Source organism: Methylotenera versatilis 79 (genome assembly GCF_000384375.1).
Classification (GTDB): Bacteria; Pseudomonadota; Gammaproteobacteria; order Burkholderiales; family Methylophilaceae; genus Methylotenera_A; species Methylotenera_A versatilis_B.
On record NZ_ARVX01000001.1, the window covers coordinates 1,242,090 to 1,262,520 of the forward strand.

Consider the following 20,431-nt stretch of genomic DNA (forward strand, 5'->3'; position numbering starts at 1 on the left):
GTATGAAGGTTAAAAATAGTTACCTATTGTTACTCACAATGGCGTTAGCCAGTTGTGCGTATGCGCCATGGGAAAAGTCGCCAGCCAAAGGCGGAACACCAGAAGAAAAAGTGGCTGCCGTACAAAAACGTGCAGATGTGAAAGCTGATGCGGTATTAGAAACAACCATCAGGCGTAAAGATTTATTGGTGACTAAAGAGCTTGCGGTAAAGCAGCTTGCTGAACAAGCGGATTTGGCTAAAGAAAAAGGTCAATATGACGAAGCGGACATTATTTATGATCGAATTTTGAGTTTTTTGCCTGAAGATCCCAACGCGATTAAAGGTAAAGCGCTGATTAATCAGCAAAAAGAACAAGATAAAAAATTGCAGCAAGCGACTGAATTGTTTGCAGAAAAAAAAGTGGAACCAGCGAGTGAAAAAGTGCGTGAAGTGCTGATGGAAAATCCACAACAAGCTAAAGCCATTGAATTACAAAAGCAGATAGAGGCGCAAATTAATCCAGTCAAAATCACGCCGCCCAGCTTAAAACCGCCGTTTGATAAATTGGTTTCATTGGAATTACGCGATGCGAATATTAAAGTGGTATTTGAGGCTTTATCACGCGCCACAGGTATTAACTTTATATTGGATAAAGATATCAAACCCGATACTAAAGCGACTATTTTCATTAAAAAAGCGCGCATTGATGAAGCAATTGATATGGTGCTTTCTAGCAATGGTTTGCAGAAAAAGGCGCTGTCAGATAACACCGCTTTGGTTTTCCCCAGCACGCCGCAAAAATTTAAAGACTATAAAGATCTGGTGATTCGCAGTTTCTTCTTTACCAATACCAACGCAAAACAAGTATCAGCTTTGCTGAAAACCATGTTGAAAACCAAAGATATTTTTGTGGATGAACGCTTGAATATGCTGGTGATGCGCGATACGCCAGAGGTGATTAAGATTGCGGAAAAATTGATTGCCGCCAATGACTTAGAAGATCCGGAGGTGATGCTGGATATCGAAGTGTTGGAAGTCAGTCGTAACCGTTTGCAAGAGTTGGGCATTATTTATCCGAATCAATTATCTGTTGTGACAGCGGATGCGTTAACGCTGGAATCACTTAAGGCGATTAAATCAGCCAATATTGGCGTATCACCTAACCCTGCGATTAATTTTAAAAAGACCACAGGTGATGTGAATTTATTATCTAACCCTAGAATTCGGGTGAAAAATAATGAAAAAGCCAAAATTTTGGTCGGTGATAAAGTGCCGATTATCACCACCACTTCAACCGCTAACGTGGGTATTTCTGAAAATGTGCAGTATGTAGATGTGGGCTTAAAGCTAGATGTAGAGCCACGTGTGACGCTGGATAACTTTGTGAATATTAAAGTTGGGCTGGAAGTAAGTTCACTGGGTGAAAGGACAGTAACCAGAAACGGTGCGACTGTTTATACCATTGGTACTAGAAACGCCAGTACAGTTTTGCGCTTAAAAAATGGCGAAACACAGGTATTAGCAGGGCTTATTTTGGATGATGAGCGCAAAAACGCTAGCAAATTACCAGGTTTAGGCGATTTACCACTGATTGGTAGATTGTTTTCAAATCAGGAAGATAGGAAAAGTAAGACCGAAATCGTGTTAGCAATTACACCAAGAATCATTGGTAATATCACGCGCCCGCAAGTTGAAATTACCGAATATTGGTCGGGTACAGAAAGTTTAATCAGCGATAAACCGCAAGTTAATTTTCCGCCAACTGGTGGCTCAGAAAATCCACAGGATAGAATTCGTGAGCAAATGCGTTTACGCCAATTGCAATTGAACGAGAATCAAGAAATACCAGTTGCTCAAGAACCAATACCAGAAACTACTTCAGAACAGATCCCGCAACAAAACTCCTCACAAGATGGGCGAGGCGTTTTAGAGCAGCAAGCGACTGACTCGATTCAGCCGCCAGCGACAAATCCGATTGCCGCACCCGAAGCCATACCTTCGGTGATTGATTCATCTGGCAGGTTAAGGCCTGCCACGCAATGACGCCACCTTTTGAAATAAAGCGCCATTCAAAAGGCTTTACGTTGATTGAGCTGATTGTCACGGTGACTATCGTGTCTATTTTGGCCAGTGTGACGATGCCGATGCTGAAAATGACCGTACAACGCAGCAAAGAAACTGAATTGCGTGCGAATCTACGCCAAATTCGCGAAGCGATTGACGCGTATAAAAAAGCGGCCGATGAAGGCCGAATAAATAAAAGTATTGAAGCGAATGGTTATCCGCCCAACTTAGAAGTATTGGTTAATGGCGTGCTGGATGAAAAAGATGTGAGTAAAAGAAAGCTCAAGTTTTTGCGCAGAATTCCGCTAGATCCGATGACCAGCGTTACCAATGCAGAAACCGAAGCGCTGCCGAATAATTGGGGTTTACGCAGTTATGAGAGCGATGCGGCCGAGCCTGTTGCTGGGGATGATGTATTCGATGTGTATTCACTTAGCGCACAAATTGGCATTAATGGTGTGCCTTATGCCAAATGGTAAAGCAGTTAAAGTGAACAACAAAAAGGCTGTTGTTTCAGGTTTTACGCTGGTTGAAATGCTGGTGGTTTTAGCGATTTTGGCATTATTGTTAACACTTGCTGCGCCTAAATATTTTAGTAGTATAGACCGCGCAAAAGATGCGGCATTAAAGCAAGATTTAACAACGGTGCGCGAAAGTCTCGATAAATTTTATGCAGATACGGGGCAGTATCCAAAAACGCTAGATGACTTGGTGGATAAAAAATATATCCGCAAACTGCCATTCGATCCCATCACTAATAGCAGCGTGACTTGGCTAATCACACCGCCAGAACCGCCATTAGAAGGCGATATTGCCGATATTCACAGTGGCGCAGTGGGGCTGGCGCAAGATGGCAGCCAATATGCCGATTGGTAATTGGCCTATGAACAAACAAGCGGGTTTTACCTATATGGGTTTGTTAATGATCGTGGCGATTGCGGGCATCGCAATGGCTGGTGTGGGCGTTGTGTGGCACCAAGAATCGCAGCGTGAGCGAGAAAAAGAGTTATTGTTTATTGGCGCAGAGTATCGCAAAGCGATTGGCAGTTATTTTGAAAGTAGCCCGGGCGGCATCAAACAATATCCGCAAACCTTGCAAGAGTTAGTATTAGATAAACGCTTCCCCAATATTAAACGCCACATACGACAACTGTATGCTGACCCGTTTGCAAAAGATAATCAATCTTGGAACTTGGTGTTAGAGCAAGGCCAAATTAGAGGCGTCTACAGTACAGCAGAAGCAAAGCCAATTAAAAAATTCGGCTTTGCCAGTACAGAAGAAAGTTTTAGTGAAGCCGAATCTTACAGCGATTGGCGATTTATTTATGCGCCTGGCAGTTTGGCGAGTAGCGCGCCAATACAAAATGCTAATCAGCCAGACAATTTGCCAGACAGTCAGAGTAATAGTAATGAGCCTAGTAATAATGAATTCAACAGTCTTCCGCCCAGTATTAATGCACCCAATACCAGTGAGCCAGAAATTCCGCCATCAAACAGCATGCCGTTTGAAACGTTGCCGCCTAGTATTAACGCGATAGATAATTCAGCTGCACAACCCGCAAACTAAGATTAATTACGCTAGGAATATTGCCGATAATATTGCAGCACTTTTGGCACGTAATGCATGGTTTCGCGATAAGGCGGCACACGATTACTGTATTTTTGCACCGCGCCTGGGCCAGCATTATAAGCCGCCAAACTCAGCTTTAAATCGCCATTAAATAGCGTTAATAATTCGCGCAGATATTGTGATCCAGCCAATATATTTTGCGCTGCATTGGTTTTATCTTTTACATGAAAACGCCGCGCGGTTGCTGGCATTAATTGCATTAAGCCGTAAGCACCTTTTTGCGATGTTGCCCGTGCATTGTGTTTAGATTCCACCGCAATTACCGCGTGAATCAATGCAGGTTCTAGCGACGTCAAATTGGCGGCTTGCAATACTTCATCGTGATAAGGCAATAAAGCGGTTTGTGCAGAATTACTCTGTTTAAAACTATTTGTTTTGTGATTAGTTGTGGCAAGTGTAATAGCCTTTGTAATAACAGGTTCTACAATTTTTAGCGTAAATGGTTGGTTAACTTGCGTGTTGCTGATGCTGATTTCATCCGTTTGTTCCATATTAATAAAAACATCTGCCGTAGCAGTCACATGATGCATCGCAATCAGCAGGAAGCAAATACGCTTGAAATTTTTCATAGCGCTATTATCCATGCGCAATATGACAGTTTTTGGTAAACCTGTTCATCAACATGACTGAATCATTTTTACTTATTATTAAGTAGTCCGTTGTTATAAAACTGTCAACAAACTGCCATTTAGTTTTAATCAGCTTGTCACTAAACCAGTCGAAAATCACGCTAATTTAAAAAATATGCTTAACCTAATTAAGCAATATCAACTTATAAAAACCAATGATCATCAGCACCCAATTTACCATCGATGAACCTGTAAAAGCCGATATCTGCTTAGATGATGAGCAGCGCGTGGTTTTTATGGAAGTGATTGAAGAATCGCTGCGCGTATCGCAACGCACGCATTTATTTAATTGGCTGCAAGCAGGTTTTCAATATTTATTACCACACGAGGTGATGATTTACGGCGTTAAATCAACCGAGACAGATGAGTATGATTTTGGCTATTTTACTAGCTCACGCTATTTTGATGAGAATCGATTTAATGAGGTAATCGATAGAGAAAACGGTTTAGTGACACAAGCACTTAAAGTGTGGCAAAGAACAGCGTTGCCGGTATTTGTGACCAATCATTTGCCAGCATCCGATTACGGTAATTATTCTGTATTAAATATTGCGCAATCGGAGCTGAAAGCTTCTGAATTAGGCGATTTTGTTGCACATGGTTTTGGCGATAATCACACGCGTATTTCAACTTTTGTGATATTCGCGCGCTTATCTAAACAGCTGAATAATAACCACGCGCGTATTTTAGAACTGATTATGCCGCACCTGCATTGTGGGCTGATTCGCGTGACCAGCAACCGCACTAATTTGATTCATACCAATAAAGTCAGCAAGAAAATCACTGGCAGAGAATCTGAGATTTTGCAGTGGGTACATATGGGAAAAACCAATTGGGAAATCTCCTCTATTTTAAGTATCAGCCCGCTCACTGTTAAGAATCATGTGCAGAATATCTTACGCAAATTAGATGTACAAAACCGCAGCCAAGCAGCGGTTAAAGCGGCAAAACTTGGTTTGGTTAAAGTGCTTAAATAACTATTTTCTTCAATACAAGTTATTTGCGCATGCAAATCGTTAATAGACAAAATCAGCAACAAATTATAGTCCGTTCGGACTACACATAAAACTTAGCTTTTCATCCGCATCCAGCAAAATTTCCATCGTAAAAAGAGTGTGTATGTTTTTTAAATACATGCCGCTAAATAGTTAACCTTAAAAAACGGCCAATATTTATTGGGCTTTTTAGTTGGTTAAGTTGTTTAGAAAATAGTCTATCCAGACTATGTGTTTTGGTTGGTATGTAACAAACACTCTTTAAATTAGTAACGTCGCTTAATGGTTAAATTTATTAGGCGTTTTGAAGTTTAGATTTTAACGATTTTTTAAGTAATTTTAATTTAGGAGATTCACATGAAAGTTCAATTTAAAGCATTAGCTGCTGTAGTTGTTTTAGCTGCCGCTTTGCCGGCACACGCGGCTATTGATACAGCTGCTTCAGGTAATGGCTCGTTGGTTTTATCTGTGTTTGACCGTGTTGCAAATATTTCAGCCAATTTTGATTTAGGTAAAAATTATAGTGATTTCACTATTGCTGGTAATTCTTTTGCCAATAGTGGTGCAGCCGCAGCTGGTACAAATTTTTCTTGGGATTTAAGCACTGGTGATTATGCTACTGCTTGGAATCAATTCTTTAGCACAGCAACTTTGGCAAATACAGTTTTTGCAATCGGTGCTGGTGATAATTTAGGCGCAGGCGCAGGCAATCGTGGTTTTATTACAACTTACTCTGTTGTTGGAAATAATATTACATCAACACAAGCACAAGGCTTGGCAGGTTTTTTCGATGTTTACACAGGCGAGAGTGCATCTAGCGCAGCTTTATTTCAGAATCATACAGTTGTAGCAAACGGTAGTAGCGTAGCTAATGCAGGTGCTGCATTTGCTGGTCAGTTTTACGGTGGCGGTAAAAACAATGCAGTTGGTGCCACAGCTGTTGGCGCAATTGGTACAGATTTAGGTGTATTGCAATACTTATCTGCTGCAAGTTCATTTGCAACTAGCCCAGTTACTATTTTCGGTAACGGTGCTAAATTTAATTTAGCTAGCAACGGCGCACTTGTCTACAGCACTATCGCAGCAGTTCCAGAAGCTGATACTTGGGCCATGATGTTATTAGGCTTAGGCTTTATGGGCTTTATCGCACGTCGTAAATCAGTTTAATTCACTCGTTTTTAATCCATCTTTTTATTTGGTATTAACCATTTGGCAGAGGCTTCGGCCTCTTGCCTTAAGGATTTTTTAGGGAAAAAATCATGAAATTGACAAAAATCGCATTAACATTGGCTTGTCTTTTAGGCACAGCACAAGCATTTGCAGCACCAGTTACGGCAGCACAAATTGAAAGTGCACGCCAAGCTGGTACATTACAACAAGCGTGGATTTCTGGTGCTTCTGCACCAACAAAAAGTATTTACGAAGGTTGGGTTGGTAATGGTACTGGCGCAGGTTGTGACGCAAATTCAAATACTATTTTTTCAAACCAGGCCGGTACAGCAGTAACACCTGGTTCACTAGGTAACTTTAATGCTTATGCCTGTACGCGCGGCGGTGTTGTTTCAGTGTTGTACCACACGATTGATGGCGGTTCATTGTTAGCTTATGCACCACACACAATCGGTGCTAAATTAGCCCGCGTTAAATATGTAGGCGGTACTGCTAACGGTTGTGGCGCGACTGCTTTAACTTATACAGATACAACGAATACGCGTAACAATGCTGCAGTTTACAAAGGTTGCACTCTTGTAGGTATTGCATTGCCTGGCACTGGTCCTACTTCTACCAGCAATAATACCAATGCAGCGGCGGTAGCAGCTGATGCTTTAGCACCACAATTACCAGTAGGCGGCTTTTCTGATGTTGAAGCTTCATTATTTCCAGCTCCAATCGGTGGTGGTGATGTTTCATCTAAAGGCACTGAAGGCCAAGCAAACGTAGGTCAGGTTTTTGGCGTAGTAGTTAGCACGCCTTTGTACCGCGCTTTACAGACTGCACAAGGTCTTTCAGATGTAGATGGTTCAACTTATGATCCAGTAAAAGCACCTAATATCACCAGCGCACAATATGTTTCAATAATTGCGCAAGGTGGTGCTTATCAAACTGACTGGTCACCAATCGTTGGTGCGGCAGGCAATGGTAAGAAAGTGATTTTGGCACGCCGTGTACAAACATCTGGTTCACAAGCTAGTTCAAATGCATTTTTCTTAAAAAATCCATGTGCATCTGGTGTGAATGCTTCTTTATTGCCTGCAACAGTGGCTGATTCATCACCAACTTTTGAAGTACTTGAAGGTAGTGGTACAGGTAACGTAAAAACGCGTTTATCACAAGCTACAACGGCAGGTGATTTTGCAATCGGTGTGATCTCTGCTGAAAATGATTGGCGTGCAGATGCACCTGCTTCAGCTGGCTACCGTTATATCAAGATTGATGGTAACCATCCTGAAACTGGTGATATTGCCAATGCACGTGTAACTGCAGCAACTGGCGCGTATCCATTCCACATGGAATTACGTAACTTTACTGCTAACTCTGCAACAGGTTTTGGTGCAGCAGTTGTAAACCAAATCACTGCATCATTATCAAGCCCACCAACATCAGCATGCGCAGTTTTACCACGCGGCTTAACATTGAATCCACTAGGTGGCTCTAGCTGCACAGTTGGCGTGCAAGTAGCTAAAGGTACTAACTTGGGCAACAATTGTTCAGCAGCTCAATTAACACAGTAATCCAATATTTGGGTGTTAAGAACACCTGAAAACACATAGCGCACTCCTCAAAAGGGAGTGTGCTTTTTGGTTTATAGCAATTGGTTTTACTTAAGTTTTTTTGGATGTAATTTTTTAGATGTAAAAAGTGGTTAAGTCATTCAGGCATTTCTTAATACTTATTTACTAGTACTTATTCATGTGCCTGCCATATTTGTTTTTTAACATGGTCAAAAGTTTTTTTAGTGGTTTTTTATGATTCTGCATGACGTATTCAAGCATTTATTTAAGCGACAGGTTTTAGCTGGCTACACATTGGTCAGTCTGTTTTTTGCGCCTTTTGCTTTTGCAGAACAATCCCCAGAACCAGCTGATTCAAAACCAGAAGCTCAGACAGCACAACCAAGCCAGCAACAGCCAGATGTAGCACAGCCAGACGCACAACAATCAGACAAGCTCGCAGAAAAAAAATCAGCACAAGAAAGTCCTGCATTTAATGTGTTTGAAATAAAAGTAGACGGCAACACGGTCTTAGAGATTGGCAAGATTGAAGAAGCGGTTTACCCATTTTTGGGTGAAGCCAAAACGATTGACGATGTAGAAAAAGCGCGCGGTGCACTGGAAAAAACCTATCAAGATGCTGGTTATTTAACCGTTTCAGTCAGCATTCCACAACAAGAAGTAGATGCGGGCATTGTGAAATTGCAAGTAACTGAGGGCAGGGTGGAGCGCCTACGTGTAACGGATTCGCAATACACCTCTCTGGCAGAAGTGAAATCCAGAGTGGCGGAATTTAATGAAGGTAAAGTACCGCATTTCCCCACTGCGCAACAGCAGTTAGGTACGGTGAATCGCGGTCAGAATAGACAAGTAACGCCTATTTTACGAGCAGGACAATCGCCCGGAAAAGTAGAAGTGGATTTAAAAGTGCAAGATAAATTGCCGTTGCACGGTAGCTTGGAATTGAACGATAGATATTCACAAAATACTACGGAAACGCGCTTGAACGGCAGCTTGCGTTACGAAAATCTATTTCAAAAAGACCACAGTATCGGTGTTAGTTTTCAGCTTTCACCAGAAGATTTAAATGAAGTAAAAGTGCTTTCGGGCACCTATGTTATCCCGCGATTAAACGGCGATTATTTCGCCGCTTACGGCGTGCTTTCAGATAGTGATATCAGTGCGGTTGGCGATGTGAGCGTGGTGGGTAAAGGTACGATTGTTGGCGCACGTTACATTCATCCGCTGCCATTGGTCGATAATTATTATCACAGCCTGACATTGGGTGCAGATTACAAAGATTTTAAAGAGTCGGTAATTTTGCTGGGTGCAGATAGCTTTCAAACGCCGATTTCTTATAGCGCATTTAGTTTAGGCTATGACGGCACGCTGCAAAACCAATCATCACAAACGCAGATGAATCTGACGCTGAATTTTGCACCAAGAGGTTTGGGTAATAACGCAGACGAGTTTCGCGCCAAGCGTTCTTTTGCTGAAGCGAATTACGCTTATTTGCGCACTGATATCAAACATACGCAAAAGTTACCGCTTAACTGGGCGATTCAGGCCAGATTAGCCGCTCAACTATCCTACGACAAACTGATTTCTGCAGAGCAATTTACCATTGGTGGTGCGGATTCTGTGCGTGGTTATGTGGAATCACAATCGTTGGGAGATAGCGGCGTATTCACCTCATTAGAACTACGCACGCCGCCATTAATGAAATGGATCAATAGCGATTTTGTAAAAGATTACGCCAAAGAATTTTATGCCTTTAGTTTTATTGATGCGGGCTATGTGAAGACGCAAGATGCGTTGCCTGGCCAAATTACCCACAGCGACTTATTGTCGTTGGGCTTGGGTATTAAGTTTAAAAGTAGCAAAGGGGTATTCACTAATTTGGATTACGCACATGCGCTACGCGAGGCAGGTGACGTGGAAAAAGGTGATAACAGACTGCATTTTCGCCTGGGTTATGAGTGGTAAAACGTGATGAGTGGTAACGCTTTACTCGCATCTTTTAAAAATAGTCAAAATTAGTTAACCAATAAATTTAGTTAAAAACCAGCAAAGACAGTCATCTGGCAAAGCAAGTCATAGGAGTACGTGATGAATCAAGGTATCTATCAATTAGTCTATAGCAAAGTGCTGCACATGTTTGTGCCAGCATCAGAAGCAGTGCGCAGTCGCGGTGGTAAAGGTAGTCGGCGCAATCGCAAGCAAGCTAAGAGCGCGATGGTTTTTACCGTGATAGCCAGTTTTTCTTATACTTATAGTGCCTTTGCACAAACTGTGCTGCCAGCAGGATTAGATATTCGTACTATTAATCCTACTCAAATCAGAGTCACCAGTTCTGACGCTAATAATATTAATTTTCAACAGCTCGTACCAAGAGCAATCGTCGATTGGAACAGTCTGAATTTAGGCAAAGGGCAAAATTTTAATGTGGATATGCTGAAATCCTATTCCATGCTAAATCGCATTCACGATATGAACCCCAGTTTGTTAGATGGCAATGTAAACGCAGCGGGTAATATTTATTTTATTAACACCAACGGCATTATTTTTGGTGCCAATGCGCAATTTAATGTGGGTTCGTTATACGCCGGCACATTAGATATGACGGATGATTTATTCAATAACGGCTTTATTAATTCAGATGCGACGTTTAAAGAAGTGTTTACCGCAGTGGGCGAAATCACCACGCCAGCCAGCATGGTAGTTGAAGCTGGCGCCAAAATTAATACGGCGCAAGGCGGAAAAGTGGTGTTATTCGCGCAAGATATCACCAACAGCGGCGTGATTAATACCCCAGATGGACAAACGATTTTAGCGGCTGGTAAAAAAGTATATTTAGCCAGTAGCAAAGACCCAGCTGGTTTTCTGGTAGAAGTTGACGGCGGAGGCACAGCAACTAATTTGGGTACGATTGTGGCAGAGCGCGGCAATATTACGATGATGGGTTTGGCGGTGAATCAGAAAGGTACGTTAACTGCCACCACTTCAGTGCGCGCAAATGGCTCGATCCATTTGCTGGCGCAAGAAAAAGTGAATATCACTGCTGGTCAAGTAACTGGTTTACGCGATGGTATTGTGGCATTGGCAACTGGTAGTGTGACTGAAGTAAAACCTGAACTAGATGACAAAGAAGAGATTTCCAGATTACAGGCATTTAAATATGCAGATGACATCACTTCTGGCTCGTTAAAAAAATCAGTCATTAAAATGGAAGCCAGCCTGATTAATATCGATGGCAAAGTAACTGCAAAAAGTGGCACAGTATCAGCGACAACTTTAAACGATGCTGCGACAGTATTGGCTGCAGCTAACCAAGCGAAACAGCGCATTTATATCGGTGAAAATGCCAATATTGATGTTTCTGGTGTAGATGCTGTTGCGCCAATGTCGCGCAATCAAATCGACCCCGAATTATTCTCTGACCAAAACAAAGATAACCCGATACTACGCGACAGCGGTTTAAACAAAGCACAGGTTTATATCGATTTAAGAAAAGGCACCGATTTAATCGACACGCTGCCGTTTGAAAAGTTAAAAACTGTGACGCTGGCAGAGGCATTAACCGATGGAGGTACGATTAAATTATCAACGCCAGCCGATATTATCGTGCGCAAAGGCGCGGTGCTGGATGTGTCTGGTGGATCGACCACTTATGAAGCGGGCGTGATTAAAGAGACCAATCTTTTTTATAACGGAAAATTGGTGCCTATCTCAGAAGCTAAAAAAGGCGTGCCTTATGATCAGGTGGGCGATGTGTACGTGGATGTTGATAAACGCACAGGTAATGCGAAAGTTTGGGCGTTGGGCGGTAGTGATAACCGAGGCTGGGGTTCAATTAGCAAAGACAGCACGCCAAAAACATTAAAAACTTTTGTGGTTGGTACGCAAGTCGCCAGTTATTTAGAAGGTGGCGATGCGGGCAAGCTTGATTTAACTGTAACAGGTGACAACGCGTTTACGCAAAACTTAGTGTTGGCAGGTCAATTAATCGCCAATACCAAAGTGGGTACACAGCAATTAATTGATCACAAAATACCGAATGGCGGCGAGATTCTTATCAGTGCCAATCAATTGATTTTGACTAAAGTCGCAAAAGAGCTGGAAGATAGTTTCAAGCCAAATCAAATGCTGGCGGATTCTGAAAACTTTCAATCTGTGATTAGTACAGACTTTACTAATAATGGTTTTAACAAGATCAATCTAACGAAAGTTGTTAAATTAGAAGTCAACGACACATTGAATATCAAGCCCAATGGTGCATTAACTTTGGGTTTAAACAATCAAATCAACGCAGATATTATCGCACCAGGCAGCAACATCAGCGCATCCAACATCAGTACAACCACTGTTGCGGACAATGTGCGCATCAGTACAGCGGGCACTTTTACCAATGATGCGCCTGGTATTGCTGGGCAATATTCAACTGAAGCGGCTATTAATGGCGGCGTGGCAGAAAATACTGATGCCGGCGGCATTCAACTAGGTATTCTGGCACTTGGTAAAAATACCGTGCTGGACGCATCAGCCGGTGCGCATGTGACGAACAAGAGAGAGCTGAAAAAAGGTTCTGCTGGCAATATCGGATTTATTAGCAACGGTAAAATAGACGATAGCGTGACTTTGCAAGCGTATGGCTTTGACCATGGCGGAAAATTGGCTGTTAATTTTGATCAACAGCAAGTGAATATTGCCGGCAATGCCAACGCAAGTGCTACGGATATTGATATCGCGCGTGGATTTTTTAATAAAGGCGGTTTTTCAGAATATAAACTATCTGGTTTAACGGTCAATATCGGTGACACGTCCAATAATAGCCCTGCACAAGAAATCTATACGGCCGCGCAAACTTGGCAAATTAACCCAAATTTTGCTAACGAAGTAGGCGGCCAAGCGATGTCTACTGTCGCCTCAACCGTTGTTTTGCCAGAAGATACGCGCCAAGCGGTTTCATTGAATTTTAGTGCCGATAAGTTAGGCGGCGTGTTAACGCTGGCAGAAAATACCACGTTACGCACCGATAGAGGTGGCAATGTCAGCTTAAGCGCGGGCAAGCAGGTTAATGTACTGGGTGACATCACCACGCCAAGCGGCAATATCGATATTCACATTAATGATGACGATGTGACCTTGCCGCAAGATGCGACGCAAGCGGTATTTATTGGTGAAAAATCCGTGTTAAGTGCGCGAGGCACAACGCTGACATTGCCCGATTCACAAGCGAACCTGCTACATACCCAAGTTTTTAATGCTGGCACCATCAAGATCAACCAAGCTGCAAAAGAATCGGAAATACAAAAAGGCGCGCTAATTATCAAAAAAGGCGCAGTGTTGGATGTATCAGGCGCTTCTATTGTGAATGATGTGAATACGGTAAGGGGTCTTGAGCGTGCTACCTTGCATGGTGATGCCGGCACTATCTCGCTAACAGGCATTGGTAGCATGCTGCTAGATGGCGATTTTAAAGGCGCGGCAACAGGTAGCGGCAGAGATGGGTCGTTGAACTTAACCTTTGCAGCACAAGAATTCAGTCCAGAAACTCACCCAGAGAGTTTGTATCCAAATGGCAGTGGCACTTTTACAGTGACGCAACAAAAGCAGCTGCAAGCGGATAATTTTAATAGCGGCGATGCGATTAAAACGGTACTGACCGACTCTAATGCACCGATTAATAATAGCGATACGGCATACCTAAAAGCACAAGTTTCAGCCCAGCAAATCGCAGCAGGTGATTTTGCTAATGTAAAAATCAAGTCATACCGTGGTACCGCAACACCAGCCAGCGCAATCGAGCTGGCAGATGGCGTCGATTTAAAAGTGGCTGGCAATTTAACGCTGGAATCGCCAGTGGTTAAAGTGAAAGATGATGGCATCGCCAAATTGACCGCTAACCATATTACCTTTAAAAGTTTGAATACAGTGGTTGATGCAGCTGCGGTTACCGCGGGCACTGGTCAGCTAACAACGCAAGCTAGCCAGACTTATATTGATGGTGCGATTGCGATTGTAGGTGTCAATAAAACGATTATCAATAATGTGCTGGATGTACATGGCCAAGGCGCACTGGCAGCCAATGGCGATATTAATATCACCGCACGCCAGATTTACCCGAATACCGCTTATCTAGATGATACGATTCCAGATGCATTAAGTTTTGAAGCGATGGGTGATGGCAGCAAAATCACCATTAATTCCAGCGGTCAAAAAGCAAAACCTGTGTTATCTGCAGCGGGCACGTTGAAATTTAAGGCTGACAATATTGTACAAAACGGAGTGTTAACTGCGCCGTTTGGCAGCATTCAATTAGAAGGCAAAGAATCTGTCACGCTGGTTGCGGGCAGTAAAACGTCTATTTCGGCCGATAGTTTGACGATTCCTTATCTGCAAACGCAAACAGGCGGCAAAGATACGGTTCCTTTAGATGTGACTTTGTCTGAAAAGCGCATCGAGATTCAATCAAAATCCGTTGATTTACAAAAAGATGCGGTATTAGATCTATCTGCCACCGGCTCATTATTCTCTTATGAATTTATCAAGGGTATTGGCGGCAGTAATGACGTGCTGGCTCAGCCAAACACTTATGCCGTTATTCCTAATTTTGGTGACGGTTTTGCGCCTGTGGATATTGCTTACAATAATGCGGCGCAAGCCGTTGGCGTTGGCAAAACTGTCTATCTGACTGGCGTGCCAGGGCTAGCTTCTGGCATGTATACACTTTTACCAGCCAGATATGCATTAGTTCCAGGTGCGTTTATGGTGCAAGCAAATGCGGGTAACCTATTAGCTGGTGCAGTAACACCACAATTGGATGGCAGCCATTTAGCCACGGGCTATTTTTCAGAATTAGGCACTGGTGCGCGCGATGCCAATTGGAGCACGTTTAAAGTGACCGATGGTGCAATTTTCCGCCCAGCGGCTGGCACCATTTCAAAATCACCTTCGCAATATCTGTTAACTGATTTAACCGATTTTTACAGTAATCCGCTTAATACAGATGGCAAAACGGTTGCACTGCCAATTGATGCAGGCAAGTTAAGTTTAGACGCTGAAAAATTGAATCTTGATGCCACTATTGTTGCGAATAAAGGCGTGTCAAAAGATGGCAAAAGTGGTTCAGGCTTACAAGTTGATATCGCTTCTGATCAGATTCGTGTAGTTAGCAATAAAGACGCAGCAGATACAACCAGCTTGCAGTTGACTGCCGACAGCTTAAATAAACTGAATGCTGAAAGTCTTGTACTGGGCGGCACCAGTAGACTAGATAGTGCTGGCGTTAAACAAATCACCACAAAAGCCGAAACGGTCAGCATTGAAAATAGCAGCGCAGATGCGATTAAAACACCCACTTTTATCGCGACTGCTAGTGACATCGTAACCGTAAAATCTGGTGCGGTAATTGATACAGGCCCTGCTACTAAAACGCCAACAAAAACCGTTGTAGCTAGCAATGGAGAAGGCGCGTTATTCGCCGCTTCTTCTGCCAGTGATATCAGTTATAGCCGGGCTGGTGGTGCCAATGCGACAAAAGGTGTGCTGGATATTCAAGCAGACAGCACGATAAAAGCGGGCAATTCAGTGGTATTAGATGCCACACAAATCGCCCATTTAGATGGCAATGTGACATTGCAAGATGGCGGTAGCGCAACGCTGGGTGCAAACCGTATATTATTAGGTAACGCGCCAATTGGCACTGCTGGTTTAAATGTCAATGCGGCTAGCCTTGCGGCATTGGGCCAGCTCAAATCTTTGGCATTAAACAGTTATAGCAATGTAGATACGTTTGGCGCGGTTAATTTTGGTAATCGTAATTTAAATCTAACCATTGACGCCGCAGGCATTGCCGGTAATTTAGTCGCAGGTGAAACAGCGGGCAGTGTGCTGGCCAATAATCAGCCCGTCGTATTTATTGCCAACCAATTCACGCTTAAAAATACCTCTGGTGCGACATTAACAGACCCATTAGAAGCATCGAATCGCACATTAAACATTCAAGCAAATACGGTTAAATTAGAAGGCAAACAAGCCAGCAATACTAATACTGAAGCGGGCAAAACACAAATTGCAGGTTATACCAATGTGGCGATTAATGCCGATGAAGTGCGTGTAGCCAATGCTGGCGAAACAAACTTTAACGTGGCGAATACCACAGTAACCACGGGTCGCATCAGTGCAGAAACTGCTGCAGACTATAAAATAAATGCCACGCAATTGAGTGTTAACAAACTAGAGAATGCCAAAATAACGGAAAAAGCAGGCTTTGGTGCCAAGCTGGGCATTGCAGCAGATAATCTAACTGTCGCCAGTAATATTGATCTGGCTTCTGGTCAGTTAAGTTTGACTGCAAAAACCGGCGACTTAACCATTGAAAATGGGGCAAATATTAGCGCTACATCTAATACGGTTAATTTCTACAATACCGCCGTGCAATCCAATGCGGGCAGCGTTACTTTGGCTTCAACCACTGGCAATGTGAATGTTAAAGCAGGCGCAGTTGTTGATGTAACCAGCCAGGGCGTTGCAGATGCAGGTTTGGTTAAAGTCATCGCAACTTCAGGCACGGCAAATATCGCAGGCCAATTAAAAGGCGCAGCGGCAGGCACTGGCAAAGGTGGTCGGCTAGCGGTAGATGTTAAAACGCTATCCAATTTAAATACAACGGATAATCAAGCAGCTGGATTTGATGAAAAACGCCAATATCGCGTGCGCGAGGGCGATGTAAATATTGCCGCCACGGGCGTTAATGCATTAAAAAGTCGCGATATTGAAGTAAGTGCAGATGCAGGCAAAATCACCGTTTCAGGTGACATTATTGCAACCGCGCCAAAGAATAGCCGCATCGCGCTATTTGCAGGCAACGGCGTTACGTTAGAAAGCACCGCAAATTTAAAGGCAAATAGCACTAAAGCCGGCGAAGCAGGTGGCGAAGTACAAATCAGCAGTACTGCGGCTAATTTGGATAACACACCTGACCTATTGGATTTTAAAACAGGCTCAAAAGTAGATGTCAGCGGTGGAGTTGGTGGTTTGGGTGGCGATGTCACCATTACCGCACCGCGCACGCTGGATAATAAAGACATTGAAATCGCGCAAATGGGCACGACATTTACTGGCGTCAATGGCGTAGTCAAACTGGTAGGCGAGAAAGTCTATGTTAAAACTGGTACTAATGCTAGCTTGAATGCTGCTGATTTTTCTAAAAGCACCACTACAGGTTTTTACAAAGAAACTGAAAGCTTTATGAAAAGCGTTTACAGCGACGTTGCACATGGGCTTAGCCGTCTAAATTTGGCTGGAAACGCTCAATTTAATATCACGCCAGAAGTTGAAGTAGTAAATAAAAATGGCAGTCTTACATTAGCGTCAGATACGTCATTGTATGATTGGCGTTTTGATGCGAAAACTGGCGCTGGTGTTACTGATACAGCCGACTTGCAAAAGGGCTTTAATGCCAATGGAGAATTGTTAGCAGGTACTTTAAGCTTGCGTGCCAGCCAAAATATTACGGTTAACGGTACATTAAGTGATGGTTTCAGCAACGCTACTCTAACCGTCGTCAGCACGCCTGCTAGAGCAGCAACGCCTGAAATTCCTGAAGTGTTGGATGCCGATGGCAATCTAGTCACGCCAGCTATTCCAGCAATGGAAGCGCAAGATGCAGTTGGTGTGCAAGGTTTGCAATCTTGGACTTATAACCTGGTTGCGGGCGCAGATTTCAGCGCAGCTAACCAGCTGACTACTAATGACAATCTGGCAGGCAATATCACCGTTGCCAATAACAAAGGTATTCGTACTGGCACAGGCGATATCAATATTGCAGCGGCAGGCAACTTAACTATGGCGGGTATTGGCTCAGTGGTTTATACCGCTGGGCGTAATGCGGCTGGATTAGCAGGTTTTGATTCGCCCGCAAGCAGCCTTGCACCGCTCTATTTAACCGATGGTGGTGATATTCATATTGCGACTAAAGGTAATATTGTGGGCGGCGAGTCTGCTACTAGCAATCGCCAACTGATTAATAACTGGTTGTTCAGGCAAGGTGGCGGTAGAGATAGCCGTGATACTACTTGGTGGGTGCGACCCGATTTATTTAAACAAAGTACCGCTACTTTGGGTGGTGGCGATATTTATATAGATGCAGTGGGCAATATCAGTAATTTTTCAGCCTCTGCACCAACCACTGCGCGATTTGATAGTAATGGAACTAGCAACAATCAAGTGGTTAGCGGAGGTGGCGATGTGACTGTAAACGCGGGCAACGATATTGTGAACGGTGTTTATTATGTTGCCAAAGGTGATGGCGTGTTAAATGCAGGCAACGATATTCGCAATACCGCCAATACTTTTGGCACTATGTTGGCGCTGCAAGATGGTAATTTTAAAGTCAACGCGGGCAATAACGCTTATATTGAATCTGTTGTGAATCCAACATTGCTGGCGCAATCTACGCGAAATGATAATACCAATGCAAACTTGGGTATTAGCACTTACTTTAATTCGTATTCTGATGCTGCAAAAGTTAACGTGGCTGGTTTGCTGGGTAATGTCGTATTTGGTCAAACGCCAGTCAATGACATCGGTACAAAACTGGCAGACTTTAAAACTAACGCTGTTTTAAGAGAGGGTGTGCGTTATTACCCAAGCCAAGTGAATGCGATAGCATTTAACGGCGATATTCGTTTTGGTGAAAATCAAGACAAAAAAGCCATCGTGTTATTGCCATCGGCAATGGGTGATTTGAAATTGCTGGCAGCTAATAATATTCAAACTTACGGCATATTGATGTCTGATGCGGATATTTCTGGCATAGCCAGTATCAATAATCCGCTTAATCAAACCAACTATATTGAATTTGAAAACGTGCTTAAAAGCCATGCAGCCGCGTTACCGTATCAAAATGCGATAGACCCAGTGTTAATTGTTGCTAACAACGGCAATATTACTGGTAGCGATATTGATGTCAGCATCAATTTGCCTAAATTCGCAAAAATCGTTGCGGGCAATGATATTGATGGTATCAAGCTCAATATTCAGCACAACAATAATAGCGACATCAGCTTAGTTAAAGCCGGTAATGATGTTAAAACGCAAGAAATCACTGTGAGCGGGCCAGGTGAATTGTTAGTACAGGCTTCGCGCAATATTGATTTAGTCAGTACTTTGCCTACTACCATTACTGCAATTGGTAATACAGAAAATGCAGCGCTGCCAGAGAATGGTGCATCCATTACTTTGCAGGCAGGTTTAGGTGATGGCGCAAAAGTACAAGCATATATCGACCAATATATTCTGCCTACAGGTGCTGGACCAAGTGTGTTGAAAGATAATGTAGGCGAATTGGCTGCATATCATTCAACCACAAGCACGGCATTAACCGACTATATGCGCAAGACGCAAAAACCGACTGATACGCCTTATACCGATGCAATGGCTTTGGCAGCATTCAATCAATCTGGCCTTGAATCAAAGACTATTTTTGTAAATCGGCATTTAAGTTCAGAGTTGGTCGCTTCTGCATTAGGTTTTGCCAAAGCGGGTAATCATGATCGTGGCGATACGGCGATTGCGGCGTTGTTTCCGACTAAAAATGTGGGAGATATTTTATTGTTTAACAGTAAGGTTTCTACCAATAGTGGCGGCAGTATTGATATGTTAGCGCCAGGCGGGGCAATAATTGTAGGTGCGCCAGGCGTCAGTAGCAGCAGTATCGCTGGTCAAGATATTGGCGTGATTACCGAAAAAAGCGGGCCGATTCGTATGCTGGCTGACCAAAATATCGAAGTCAATCAATCTAAAGTAATTACCCAATTTGGCAGCGATATTGTCATGTGGTCTAACAAAGGTACGATTGATGCAGGTAAGGGTGCTAAATCTGCCACTTCTACGCCACAGCGTATCGTACAAACAGATGCTTTTGGCAATACCACGGTGGAAGTAAGAGGCACCGCAACTGGCAGCGGAATCCGCGCGCAAAGTTATGATCCGGATGGTCCAAACGGTATACAAGAAGAGCCCAAAAAAGGTGATGTGTATTTGGTTGCGCCAATTGTTGATGCAGGTGAAGCGGGTATTGAAGCGGGTGATTTAGTGATTGTCGCGCCTATTGTGCTGAACTCGACCAATATCCAAGTACAGGGTGCATCATCAGGCGTACCAATTGCAGCGACTTCTAACTTGGCAGGTGTTAATGCTGGGCTATCGCCAGATTCGGTTAACTCAGCCACTGCTGCAGTTGCGCAGAGTGTGGCGCAGTCAGCCAATCAATCTATGCTTAAACCCGTCCTGCCATCCATTATTTCAGTTGATGTGATTAGTATCGGTCAATAAATTAGCTACAACTAATCGTATTTGATTCATTTATCGCCATACCAAAACCTCTATTTCATGCTGTGAAATAGAGGTTTTATTT

General features: G+C 43.3%; 10 protein-coding genes. 9 read left to right on the forward strand and 1 reads right to left on the reverse strand.

Translation table 11 applies throughout. The features are described from left to right. Positions 1-38 precede the first annotated feature (38 nt). Genes METVE_RS0106205 through METVE_RS0106220 form a run of 4 tightly spaced genes read left to right on the forward strand, consistent with a single transcriptional unit; the run spans position 39 to position 3,612 of the window. Positions 39-2,024 (forward strand): secretin N-terminal domain-containing protein, encoded by a 1,986-nt coding sequence (locus METVE_RS0106205; protein ID WP_020167593.1) that lies wholly within the window; start codon positions 39-41, stop codon positions 2,022-2,024. Beyond that, a complete protein-coding gene (locus tag METVE_RS0106210; RefSeq protein WP_020167594.1) occupies positions 2,021-2,524 on the forward strand; it encodes a type II secretion system protein in 504 nt (167 codons plus the stop codon). The genes METVE_RS0106205 and METVE_RS0106210 overlap by 4 nt, the downstream gene beginning before the upstream one ends. Continuing rightward, the gene (locus METVE_RS0106215) at positions 2,511-2,921 is read left to right on the forward strand and encodes a prepilin-type N-terminal cleavage/methylation domain-containing protein (RefSeq protein WP_020167595.1); all 411 of its coding nucleotides are present in this window, start codon (positions 2,511-2,513) and stop codon (positions 2,919-2,921) included. Before METVE_RS0106210 ends, METVE_RS0106215 begins: the two co-directional genes overlap by 14 nt. Beyond that, on the forward strand, positions 2,857-3,612 hold the full coding sequence (locus tag METVE_RS0106220) for a type II secretion system protein (RefSeq protein ID WP_232415552.1): 756 nt from the start codon (positions 2,857-2,859) through the stop codon (positions 3,610-3,612). The genes METVE_RS0106215 and METVE_RS0106220 overlap by 65 nt, the downstream gene beginning before the upstream one ends. An 11-nt stretch (positions 3,613-3,623) precedes the next feature. Here METVE_RS0106220 and METVE_RS0106225 read toward each other — a convergent pair whose 3' ends face one another. Then, positions 3,624-4,244, reverse strand: a complete 621-nt coding sequence (locus METVE_RS0106225) for a lytic transglycosylase domain-containing protein (RefSeq protein ID WP_232415411.1) — start codon at positions 4,242-4,244, stop codon at positions 3,624-3,626. A 215-nt stretch (positions 4,245-4,459) separates the two neighbouring features. Here METVE_RS0106225 and epsA point away from each other — a divergent pair, with 215 nt between their 5' ends. The 5 genes from epsA to METVE_RS0106255 all read left to right on the forward strand — a co-directional run bounded on the left by epsA (position 4,460) and on the right by METVE_RS0106255 (position 20,349). After that, on the forward strand, positions 4,460-5,281 hold the full coding sequence (epsA, locus tag METVE_RS0106235) for an XrtB/PEP-CTERM-associated transcriptional regulator EpsA (protein ID WP_020167598.1): 822 nt from the start codon (positions 4,460-4,462) through the stop codon (positions 5,279-5,281). Between the two features lie 375 nt (positions 5,282-5,656). Next, positions 5,657-6,466: a PEP-CTERM sorting domain-containing protein gene (locus tag METVE_RS0106240; RefSeq protein WP_020167599.1), complete on the forward strand. Its 810-nt coding sequence runs from the start codon at positions 5,657-5,659 to the stop codon at positions 6,464-6,466. A gap of 92 nt (positions 6,467-6,558) precedes the next feature. Continuing rightward, positions 6,559-8,031 carry a hypothetical protein gene (locus METVE_RS0106245; RefSeq protein WP_020167600.1) on the forward strand — a complete coding sequence of 491 codons (1,473 nt, stop codon included), beginning with the start codon at positions 6,559-6,561 and terminating at the stop codon, positions 8,029-8,031. A gap of 234 nt (positions 8,032-8,265) precedes the next feature. After that, positions 8,266-9,996 (forward strand): ShlB/FhaC/HecB family hemolysin secretion/activation protein, encoded by a 1,731-nt coding sequence (locus METVE_RS0106250; RefSeq protein ID WP_020167601.1) that lies wholly within the window; start codon positions 8,266-8,268, stop codon positions 9,994-9,996. A gap of 123 nt (positions 9,997-10,119) precedes the next feature. Continuing rightward, positions 10,120-20,349, forward strand: a complete 10,230-nt coding sequence (locus tag METVE_RS0106255; RefSeq protein ID WP_020167602.1) for a filamentous haemagglutinin family protein — start codon at positions 10,120-10,122, stop codon at positions 20,347-20,349. Positions 20,350-20,431 lie beyond the last annotated feature (82 nt).